The sequence below is a fragment of the Kitasatospora sp. NPDC022856 genome, assembly GCF_055561235.1.
This window is the reverse complement of sequence record NZ_JBVHHE010000002.1, coordinates 426252-437333: the sequence shown is the minus strand read 5'-3', so window position 1 is coordinate 437333 and position 11082 is coordinate 426252. Positions and strand designations below refer to the sequence as shown.

General features: G+C 74.2%; 7 protein-coding genes. 1 reads left to right on the top strand and 6 read right to left on the bottom strand.

The window, feature by feature from the left end; translation table 11 throughout:
- A partial coding sequence (locus tag ACZ34W_RS04950; RefSeq protein ID WP_465601869.1) for an amino acid adenylation domain-containing protein occupies positions 1–5943 on the top strand: 5943 nt, incomplete at its 5' end.
- A gap of 152 nt (positions 5944–6095) precedes the next feature.
- Here the strand turns inward: ACZ34W_RS04950 and ACZ34W_RS04945 are convergent.
- From ACZ34W_RS04945 to ACZ34W_RS04920, 6 genes are all read right to left on the bottom strand, one after another.
- Positions 6096–6743, bottom strand: coding sequence for a response regulator transcription factor (locus ACZ34W_RS04945; protein WP_329488963.1), 648 nt, complete (start codon positions 6741–6743; stop codon positions 6096–6098).
- Complete coding sequence (locus ACZ34W_RS04940) at positions 6731–8017, bottom strand: sensor histidine kinase (RefSeq protein ID WP_352296464.1); 1287 nt, start codon at positions 8015–8017, stop codon at positions 6731–6733. The genes ACZ34W_RS04945 and ACZ34W_RS04940 overlap by 13 nt, the downstream gene beginning before the upstream one ends.
- A gap of 115 nt (positions 8018–8132) precedes the next feature.
- Positions 8133–8681 carry a YbaK/EbsC family protein gene (locus ACZ34W_RS04935; RefSeq protein ID WP_465601864.1) on the bottom strand — a complete coding sequence of 183 codons (549 nt, stop codon included), beginning with the start codon at positions 8679–8681 and terminating at the stop codon, positions 8133–8135.
- A gap of 26 nt (positions 8682–8707) precedes the next feature.
- Positions 8708–9796, bottom strand: a complete 1089-nt coding sequence (locus ACZ34W_RS04930; protein WP_465601861.1) for a zinc-binding dehydrogenase — start codon at positions 9794–9796, stop codon at positions 8708–8710.
- A gap of 28 nt (positions 9797–9824) precedes the next feature.
- Positions 9825–10097 carry an acyl carrier protein gene (locus ACZ34W_RS04925; RefSeq protein ID WP_329488959.1) on the bottom strand — a complete coding sequence of 91 codons (273 nt, stop codon included), beginning with the start codon at positions 10095–10097 and terminating at the stop codon, positions 9825–9827.
- A gap of 54 nt (positions 10098–10151) precedes the next feature.
- The gene (locus tag ACZ34W_RS04920; RefSeq protein WP_329492188.1) at positions 10152–11063 is read right to left on the bottom strand and encodes an alpha/beta fold hydrolase; all 912 of its coding nucleotides are present in this window, start codon (positions 11061–11063) and stop codon (positions 10152–10154) included.
- Between the last annotated feature and the right edge of the window lie 19 nt (positions 11064–11082).

Below are 11082 nucleotides of genomic sequence, written 5' to 3'. Positions count from 1 at the left end.
GTCAAGATCCGCGGCTACCGCATCGAACTCGGCGAAATCGAAGCCCGCCTGCGCGAACACCCCCACATCACCGACACCGTCGTCACCGTCCGCGAACCCAGCCCCGGCAACAAGCGCCTCACCGCCTACCTCGTCACCCACACCACCATCGACACCCAGGCACTACGCGCCCAACTCGCCGACAAACTCCCCGACTACATGGTCCCGACCACCTACCTCACCATCGACACCATCCCCCTCACCCCCAACGGCAAGATCGACACCCGCGCCCTCCCCACCCCCGACCTCGACACCCCCACCACCACCCACTACACCGCCCCCCGCACCCCCCTCGAAGAACGCCTCGCCACCATCTGGGCCGAGGTCCTCGACCTCCCCCGCATCGGCATCCACGACAGCTTCTTCGACCTCGGCGGCGACTCCATCCGCGCCGTCCGCCTCGTCGGCGCCCTGCGCGCCGCCGGCTACGACGTCACCATCCGCGACGTCTTCCAGCAGCGCACCATCACCGCCATGGCCGCAGCCCTCCCCGGCAACGGCACCGGCGAATCCCTCATCACCGCCGTCCAGCCCTTCACCCAGATCTCGGACGACGACCGCAAGGCCCTCCCGGCCGACATCGTCGACGCCTACCCGCTCTCCCAGATCCAGACCGGCATGCTCGTCGAGATGCTCACGGCGGACGGCGGAAACAGCTACCACAACATCAACTCCTTCCGTCTGCCGGACGCGAACGCCTTCGACGCCGCAGCGATGAGCGAGGCCATCGGCCTGGTCACGGCCCGGCACGAGATCCTTCGGACCTCGGTCGACCTGACCGGCTACAGCCGGCCGCTCCAGCTCGTCCACGCCGACGTCGAGATCCCGTTCGTCGTCGAGGACCTGCGCGGCCTGACCGAGTCCGAGCAGGAAGCCCACGGCCGCGCGTTCGTCGCCGCGGCCCGGACGGCCGGGTTCGACCTGGTGAACGGCCCGCTGCTCCACCTGGCGGTCCACATCGAGTCGGCCGAGGCCTGGCGCCTGACGGTCAGCCACCTGCACGCGGTGACCGACGGCTGGACGATCAACTCCTTCCTGATGGAGCTGGTTGGCTGCTACCAGGCGCTGCGGGACGGCCGCGAGCCGGCCGCCCACGTGGCCCCGGCGGTCCGCTACGCCGACTACGTCGCCGCCGAGGAGGCCGCCCTGGCGAGCACCGAGGAGCAGGTCTTCTGGCAGGACGTCGTGGACGGGTACACCCCGCTGCGGATCCCGGCCACCTGGGCCGGCGCCGAGGACTCGGAGCAGCGCCACTCGATCGGCGTGCCGTTCGCGGACCTGGAGGAGGCCTTGCACAGGCTGGCGGCCGAGGCGAAGACCTCGCTCAAGAGCGTCATGCTGGCCGCTCACCTCAAGGTGATGGGCAGCCTCACCGCCGAGGACGCCTTCCACACCGGCGTGGTCTACCACGGCCGCCTGGAGGCGCCGGGCGCCGACCGGGTGCTCGGCATGCACCTCAACACCCTGCCGTTCCCGACCACCCGGGGCGCGAAGACCTGGCGCGAACTGGTCGAGCGGACCTACGCGACGGAGACCGAGATCTGGTCGCACCGCCGGTACCCGCTGCCCGCCATCCAGCGCGCCGCCGGGAACACCCGCGACCTGCTCACCGTGCTCTTCGACCACCAGGACTTCCACCAGGTCGACACCGGCACGGTGGACACCGGTGGTGGCCTGAACGACGGCCGCAACGAGTTCGGCCTGATGGCGATCGCCGGGGTCGGCCGGCTCAGCCTCGGGGCCGCGGTCTCGACGATGAGCCGGGAGAACCTGGAGCGGCTGGGCGCGATGTACCGGTCGGTGCTGGAGGCGATGGCCGCCGACGCCGACGGTGACGCCCTGCCCGTCCCGCTGGCCGAGGCCGACCGACGGCTCGTCCCGGTGCTCCGGGCACCGGTCGAGCGGCAGGCCGCCGGCTGCCTGCACGAGCTGTTCGCCGCCCAGGCCGCCCGCACCCCGGACGCCGTCGCGCTGACCAGTGGCGATCAGAGCCTCACCTACGCCGAGCTGGACGAGCGGGCCAACCGCATCGCCCACCACCTCATCGCCTTGGGCGCCGGGCCGGAGCGGGTCGTCGGCCTGTCGCTGGAGCGCGGCCCGGACCTCGTCCCCGCCCTGCTGGGCATCCTGAAGTCCGGTGCGGCCTACCTGCCGCTGGACCCGGCCAACCCGGCCGACCGTCTCGCCTACATGCTGGCCGACGCCAAGGCGCCGATCCTGGTGACCCATTCCGCCCTGGAGCCGATCGAGTTCGCGGGCGCCCGGGTGCTGATGGACGCCGACCGGGCCGCGATCGACGCCCGCCCGGCCACCGCCCCGGCCACCGGGGTGCGCCCGGACAACCTGGCGTACGTCATCTACACCTCCGGTTCGACCGGCCTGCCGAAGGGCGTCGGCACCGCGCACGCCAACGTGCCGCGCCTGTTCGGTGCGACCCGTGCGGACTTCCCGTTCGCCGCGGACGACGTGTGGGCGCTGTTCCACTCCTACGCCTTCGACTTCTCGGTCAAGGAGATCTGGGCCCCGCTGCTGCACGGCGGCCGCCTGGTGGTCGTCCCCGCGATGGTCGCCCGGTCGCCGCAGGAGCTGGTCGAGCTGCTGGTGGCCGAGCGGGTCACCGTGCTCTGCCAGACCCCGTCCGCGTTCCGCTCGCTGACCGGGCTGGTGCAGGAGGGCGACCCGCGCGTCGACCGGCTGGGGCTGCGTGCGGTCGTGTTCGGCGGTGAGCGCCTGGACATGTCGCAACTGGCGCCCTGGACGGCGAAGTTCGGCGTGCGGACGGCCCTGATCAACATCTACGGGCCGACCGAGACCACCGTGCACTCGATCTACCACCGGGTGACGGAGTCGGACCTGCCCCGGGCGGCGTCCCCGATCGGCCTGCCGGTCGCCGACACCGTGATCCACCTGCTGGACGCCAACGGGCACCTGGTGCCGGACGGCGTGCCGGGCGAGATCCACGTGGGCGGCCCGGGCGTGGCCCGCGGCTACCTGAACCGCCCCGGGCTGACCGCCGAGCGGTTCGTGCCGGACCCGTACGGCCCGGCCGGCTCCCGCCTGTACCGCACCGGCGACCTCGCCTGGCGCCTGCCCGACGGCCGCTACGAGTCGCTGGGCCGGATCGACGGCCAGGTGAAGGTCCGCGGCTTCCGGATCGAGCTGGGCGAGATCGAGGCCCGGTTGCGCGAGCACCCGCTGGTGGACGAGGCGACCGTGATCGTGCACCGGAACGAGGCCAGCGAGAAGTCGCTGGTCGCCTACCTGGTGCCGGCCGGCTCCGCCGCCCCGGACCTCGCCGCGGTGCGGTCGGACCTGGCGGCGGCGCTGCCCGGCTACATGGTGCCGGCGGCGTTCGTCACCCTGGCGGGGATCCCGCTGACCACCAACGGCAAGGTGAACCGCCGGGCGCTGCCCGCGCCGGAGCAGGCGGTGAGCGTCGTGGGCGAGCACCACCTCGCACCGCGCACCGAGCTGGAGGCCGCCCTGGCGGCGGTCTGGGCCGAGGTGCTGGGCCTGGCGCAGGTCGGTGTCGAGGACAGCTTCTTCGACCTCGGCGGCGACTCGATCCGGGCCGTCCGCCTGGTCGGCGCGCTGCGCGAGGCCGGCCACGACCTGACCATCCGCGACGTGTTCGAGCGGCGGACCGTCGCCGCCCTGGCCGCGGCCCTGCCCGGCGGCGACGGCCGGTCGCTGATCACCGCCGTCGAGCCGTTCGCGCTGGTCGACGAGGAGGACCGGGCGGCCCTGCCCGCCGACGTCGTCGACGCCTACCCGCTCTCCCAGATCCAGACCGGCATGCTCGTCGAGCTGATGGCGGGCGAGGGCGGCACGGCCTACCACCACATCAACTCCTTCCGGATCCCGGACACCCGGCCGTTCGCCGAAGCGGCGCTGCGGCGGGCCCTGGCACTGCTGGCGGACCGCCACGAGCTGCTGCGCACCTCGGTGCACCTGACCGGGTTCGGCCGGCCGCTCCAGCTGGTGCACGCCACCGCCGAGGTCCCCGTCACCGTGCACGACCTGCGCGGCCTGACCGAGGACGAGCGGGCCGAGCGGGCGCGCGGCTACGTGGCCGAGGAGCGGGCCCGCGGGTTCGAGCTGACGGCCGCGCCGCTGCTGCGGATCGCCGTGCACGTCGAGTCGGACGAGGCCTGGCGGGTCACCGCGAGCCACATCCACGCCGTCACCGACGGCTGGACGCTCAACTCGCTGCTGATGGAGGTGCTCGACACCTACCGGACGCTGCGCGACGGCGGGACGCCGGCCGCCTACCAGGCCCCCGCGGTCCGGTACGCGGACTACGTCGCCGCCGAGCTGACCGCCCTGTCCGACCCGGCCGACCAGGCCTTCTGGCAGGACGTGGTCGACCGGCACAGCCCGCTGGAGCTGCCCGCCACCTGGCGGGACCGGAGCGCCGGGTCACTGCTGCTCAACGTCGAGTACGCGGACCTGGAGGAGCGGCTGCGGGCGCTCGCCGTCGGCGCGAACACCTCGCTCAAGACGGTGCTGCTCGCCGCGCACCTCACGGTGATGGGCTCGCTCAGCACGGCCCCGGCCTTCCACACGGGCGTGGTCTACCACGGCCGCCTGGAGGCACCGGGCGCGGAGCGGGTGCTCGGCATGCACCTCAACACCCTGCCCTTCCCGGCCGCCCGGGGCGCGAAGACCTGGCGCGAGCTGGTGGCGCGGGTCTTCGGCACCGAGACCGAGCTCTGGTCGCACCGCCGCTACCCGCTGCCCGCCATCCAGCGGGCGGCCGGGCCCGGCCGGGCGGCGCTGAGCGTGATGTTCGAGTTCCTCGACTTCCACCAGGTCGACCGCGGCGCGGTGGACGTCCGGGCCTCGATGAACGACGGCTCCAACGAGTTCGCCCTGACCGTGATCGCCACCGGCGGCCGGATCGGGCTCAGCACCGGGGCCGGCGCGCTCGGCCGGGCGCAGCTGGCGCAGCTCGTCGCGATGTACCGGCTGGTGCTGGAGGCGATGGCCGCCGACCCGGACGGGGACGCGACCGCCGGCTACCTGCCGGCCCCCACGGCGTCGGCGGGTGCGCCCGCGGCCGAGCTGGAGCAGCCGTTGCCGGTCGGGCTGATCGCCGAGCAGGCGGCCCGCACGCCGAAGGCGGTGGCCGTGGTCGCGTCCGGGCGCACGCTGAGCTACCGCGAGGTGGACGAGTACGCCAACCGGATCGCGCACCACCTGACCGCGCTCGCGGTCGGCCCGGGTGCGGTGGTCGGGGTGGCGCTGGCCCGCCGGGCCGAGCTGGTCCCGGTGCTCCAGGGCGTCTGGCGCGCCGGCGCCGCGTACCAGCTGATCGACCCGGCCGCCGCGGCGGAGCAGGTCGACCCGCGGGTCACCTTCCTGATCACCGATCGGGCGGTGGCCGGGGGCTTCACCGGCGGGGTGCTGCGGCTGGACGACGAGGCGGCGCCGCTCGCCGCCCGGCCGGCCGGGGCGCTGCCGCTCGCGGCCTCGCCGGAGGGGGCGGCCTGCCTGCTGGACGGCGTGCCGGTCGACCACCGTGAGCTGGGCCGGCTGCTGGAGAAGGTCCGGGCCGAGCTCGGCGGGATCCGGCGCGGCGCCTGGCTGGCGGCCGCTCCGGGGGCGGGCCTGCGGGCGGCGGCGGAGCTGCACCTGCCGCTCACCGGCGGCGCCCGGGTGGTGCTGGCGTCCGAGGCCGAGGCCGCGGACCCGGCGGCGCTGGTCGCCCTGGTGGACGCGCAGCGCGTCACCCACGTGCAGGCCACGCCGGAGGACTGGCGGCTGCTGCTGGCGGCGGGCTTCGACAGCCACGCGGTGACCGCCCTGGTGTCCGGCGGGTCCGCGCCGGACTCCGAGGACGTGCTCGACGAGCTGCGGACCCGCGCCCAGCGGGTGGTGACCGGCGTCGGCACCGTCCACTAGCGGCGGAACGCCCGAGGGCCCCCGCGGTCGGTACGACCGCGGGGGCCCTCGGGGCGGAACGGGTCCGGGCGGGCCGGACAGCGCGGCCCGACCGGACCCGGACCGGACAGCGCGGCCCGACCAGGCCCGACCGGGCTCGGGGACCCAGCCGGTCAGCGCCCTTCCAGGAAGCGCAGCACGGCGCGGACCCGGCGGTGGCCGCCGGCGTCCTCGCGGGGCAGGTCGAGCTTGGTGAGGATGCTGTTGATGTGCTTGCCGACGGCGCTGTCGCTGATCACCAGCGCGGCGGCGATGGAGGAGTTCGACTGGCCCTCGGCCATCAGCGCGAGCACCTCCCGCTCCCGCTCGGTCAGCCGGTCGAGCGGGCCGCTCTGCCGGCGCAGCAGCAGCTGCGAGACGACCTCGGGGTCGAGCGCGGTGCCGCCGGCGGCGACCTTGCGCAGCGCGTCCACGAACTCCTCGACGTGCGCGACGCGTTCCTTCAGGAGGTAGCCGATGCCGCTGGGGTTGGTGGCGACCAGGTCGGCCGCGTAGCGCTCCTCGACGTACTGGGAGAGCAGCAGCAGGGCGGTCTCCGGCCAGCGACGGCGGATCACCAGCGCGGCCCGCACGCCCTCGTCGGTGTGCGAGGGCGGCATCCGGACGTCGAGGATGGCGACGTCCGGCCGGTGCTCCTCGACGGCGAGGAGCACCTCCTCCGCGTCGCCGACGGCGGCGGCGACCTCGAAGCCCATCGTCTCCAGGACGTTGGTCAGGCCGACTCGCAGGAGGACGGAGTCCTCGGCGATCACGACGCGCACGGCAGCTCCACGGTGATGGTGGTCGGGCCCCCGACGGGGCTGGATATCCGGAAGGTGCCGTCCACCGAGCGGGCGCGACGGCTGAGGCCGGCGATGCCGGTGCCCCGGCTCTGGTCGGCGCCGCCGACACCGTCGTCGGTGACGACGACGCGCAGCAGGTCGGCGACGCGGTCCACCCGCACGGCGGCGCGCTCGGCGCGGGCGTGCTTGGCGACGTTGTTGAGCGCCTCGGCGACGACGAAGTAGGCGACGGACTCGATGGCCGTCGCGGGGCGGCGGTCCACCGTGACCGCCAGGTCGACGGGCAGCGGGGCGCGGGCGGCGACCCCGGACAGCGCGGCGTCCAGGCCGCGGTCGTCCAGGACCGCCGGGTGCAGGCCGCGGACGAGGTGCTTCAGCTCGGCGATGGCCTCCAGCGCCTCCCGGTGCGCCTTGTCGATGACGCCCTTCGCGTTCGGCCCGGCGTCGGTCAGGGTGGCCCGGGCCAGGCCGAGGGTCATCGCCAGGGCGACCAGGCGCTGCTGGGTGCCGTCGTGCAGGTCGCGCTCGATCCGGCGCCGTTCGGCGTCGGCGGCGGCCACCAGGCCGTTCCGGCCCTCGGTCAGGTCGTCGACGCGTTCGGCGAGCCGCTCGGCCCGGCTGGGCCCGAGCAGCCGGCGGGCCAGGTAGCCGTCCGCGCCGACCACCAGCGCCGTCACCCAGGGCATCACGAGGACGAGCAGCAGGCCGCCGGCGGTGAACACGGCGGCGCGCTGGCGGACCTGCTCGGGCAGGGCCCAGATCCAGCCGTAGGCGCCGGCCAGGGCGATGGCGTAGAGCCAGCCGGCCAGCACGGCGAGCCCGGCGAGCCCGAGCACCGGCCCGACCAGGACGTGGTAGCCGAGCTGGCGCCAGGCGGCCTGCGAGCGGACCGAGGTGGCGAGCCCGCGCCAGCTGAGCCGGATCGTGCTGTGGGCGGCACGCGGGATCGACTCGCCGAGCAGGTAGCGGAACCGGCGGTGCTGCGCCTCGTTCAGGGCGGTGACCGAGAGCAGCAGGAAGGCGAGCGGTCCGACCACGGTCAGCATCAGCTGGGTGGTCTCCAGCGGCCAGTAGAGCCAGTCGTCGGCGGGTTCGACGAACAGCAGCCAGGGCACCGCCACCAGGGAGAAGGAGGCCAGCTGGAGCGGGACGCCCAGGCAGAGGAACACGATGTCCCGCCAGACCCGCACCGACCACGGCGCGCGGCGGAGCGCGAGGGTGAGCAGCCGCCGCGGGGCTGTGCCGGTTGTCATGCGCCCACCGTAGTTGGCAGGCCGAAGGAGTGTCATGTCGCGCCCGTTCCGGGGAAAAGGGAAGGTGGCACCCCTTGTCGAGAAGGAGTGCCACCGGTGTGGAGCCCTGTGGTGATCAGGTGATCGGGACCACCTGGGGGCGGGCCAGCCGCAGGTAGTCGGCCGACTTGATCGCGACCGACCGGTCCAGCCGGGCGGCGTTGAAGTACAGCTCCGGCTGGTCGAAGAGGGCCGGGTCGGCGAGGACCTGGAGGTCCGGGTGGAAGGAGAACGGGGTGATCGTCCCGCTCACCGTCGCGCCGAGCGCCTCGGCGACGCCCTGGTCGGCGAACCGCGCCTTGCCGCCGCCGGCCACCCGGGCGACCTGCTTGAGGTCGACCCGGCAGTCGCCGGGTACCACGGCCAGCACGTGGCGGGCGGGCCGGCCGCCCTTGGTGACGGTGACCACCATGCACTTGGCGGCGGCGGAGAGCTCGTGGCCCCGCAGCTCGCTGGCGAGCGTGGTCTGCCCCTCCGGCGGGTGGTCCATCAGCCGGTAGGCGATGTCACCCCGGTGGAACAGGTCGAGGAGTCGTCGGTAGGTGGACGGCGGGGCGAGGTCGGCCGGGTCGGGGCGTTCCAGCAGGCCCACCGCCGCGGACTGTTCAGACGTGTCGACGAGCATTGGTCCTCCACGCTTGGTTGGCTGGGTCAGACGACGAACCGGTCCAGCGAAGGATCGACGATGATCTTCGCGTGGCGGTCCGGCTCGCCCAGTTCTGCGATCGCCCCGGCCAGTCCGTCCAGGCCGGTCACCCCGGTGATCACGGCGCCGGCGTCGATCCGGCCCTCCGCGATGTCGCGCAGGGTCTGGCGGTACTCGGTCGGGCTGCCGCCGAAGGAGCCGCGGATGTCCAGCTCCTTGCCGACGGCCACGCCGGGGTCGAAGGTGTCCGGGCGCAGGCAGACGCCGACGAGCACGATGCGGGCGCCGGCCGGTGCCCCGTCCACGACCCGGGCGAGCATGCCGGGCGTGCCGACGCACTCGAAGATGACGGCGTCCTTGATTCGCACGCCCCGGTACTCGGCGGCCATCCGGTCCATCATTCCGGGGATCACCCCGAGCGAGGTCCAGCGGTCGTACGGGGACTCGACGGCCGGGTCGATCAGGATGTCGGCGCCTAGTCGCTCGGCGAGGGCCCGGCGGCGCGGCGAGAAGTCCACCGCGACGACCGGGCCGAGGCCCCTGGCCTTGAGCACCGCGACGATGCCCAGGCCCACCGGGCCGAGGCCGATCACCACGGCGACCGAGCCGGGGGCCGCCTCGGCCCGCCGGACGGCCCGGGCGGCGATCGAGAACGGCTCGGTGAGCGCGGCGGTCTTCGGGTCGAGCCCGTTGGGCACCGGCATGGTGAAGGCCTCGGAGAGCAGCATGTACTCGCCGAAGCCGCCGGGGAAGGCCGGCGTGTAGCCGATGATCCCGCTGCCCTGCGGTCCGAAGCCGATCGGCGGGCCGCACACCACGGTGCCGGTCGGCAGGGCCCGGACGGTGCCCGGGCCGTAGTCGACGATCTCGGCGGCGAACTCGTGGCCGAGCACGAGTCCCTCGCGGATGTCGTGGGTGCTCCCGCCCGTGCGGCGCATGACGTCGCCGAACGCTTCGGGGTCGTCGAGGGCGTGCAGGTCCGAGCCGCAGATGCCGCAGGCCAGGGTGCGGACCAGCACCTGTCCGGCCTGCGGCACCGGGTCCGGGACCTCCTCGACGACGAGTGCGCCCCCACGGGTGATGGCGGCACGCATGGTCGTCCTCCTCTCTGCCGGTGCGGGGTCAGGCCCGCTCGGCGATCTTCTCGGCGAGCAGGCCGGAGAGGGCGTCGATGGTGGGGTAGTCCCAGGCCAGGGTGGGCTCCAGCTCGACCTCGAACTCGTCCTCCGCGTCGCCGCACAGGGCGAGGGCGTAGACCGACTCCAGGCCGTACTCGACGAGCTTGACGTCGGGCCGGATCTGCTCGACCGGGATCTCCAGGTAGAAGGCCACCCGCTCGGTGAGCCAGGCGCGCAGCTCGGTGAGGTCGTGGGTCTGCTCGATGGACGTGGTCATGGTGGTAACTCCTCGGGAGGGTCGGAAATCGTGGGGGTGGTGACGGGGTGCCGGTCAGTCCAGCGAGGCGGCGAACTCGGCCAGCGCGGCGGTGACTTCGGCGGGGCGCTCCTGCTGGGTCCAGTGGCCGCAGCCGGGCAGCAGCACGCTGCGGTGCAGCCGGGGCGCCCAGCGCCGCAGCTCGTCCGCCAGCCGGTCGGGGTCCTGGCCGCGGACCACGAAGTCGTCCGTACCGGCCAGGTAGAGCGCCGGGACCTGGATCGCGGCCTTGTTGAGCGGCGCGGTGAGCTCCCAGTTGCGGTGCAGGTTCCGGTACCAGTTCAGGCCGCCGGTGAAGCCGGTGGCGCCGAGCGCCTCGGCGTAGACGGCGAGGTCCGGCTCGGTCAGCCAGCCGGGCAGCCGGTCGGGCTCCGGGTACAGGTCGAGGAAGCCGCCGCCGTCCGGCACGACCGGGTCGAAGGGCGGCGCGCCGCCGCTGGTGCCGGCCAGCAACCGGCGCAGTGCGGCGGGCACGTCGCGTTCCAGCTCCCGCTCGGCCGCGCCGGGTTCCTGGAAGTACAGCATGTAGAAGCGTTCGCCCATGGCGCGCCGCATCGCGGGCAGCGGCGGCAGGCCGGCCCGCGGCCGGTAGGGGATGCTCAGCCCGGCCACGCCGCGGACCAGGTCCGGGCGCATCAGCGCGGTGTGCCAGGCGACCTGGGCGCCCCAGTCGTGCCCGGCCACCACCGCCCGGTCGGCGCCGAGCGCGCCGATCAGCGCGACGACGTCGCCGACCAGGTGGTGGATGGTGTACTGGTCGGCCTCGGCGGGGCACTCGCTGAGGCCGTAGCCGCGCATGTCGGGGGCGACCACCCGGTAGCCGGCCTCGGCCAGCCCGGTGAGCTGGTGGCGCCAGGAGTACCAGAGTTCGGGGAAGCCGTGCACCAGCACGATCAGCGGCCCCTCGCCGGCCTCGGCGACGTGCATCCGCCGGCCGGCCACCCGC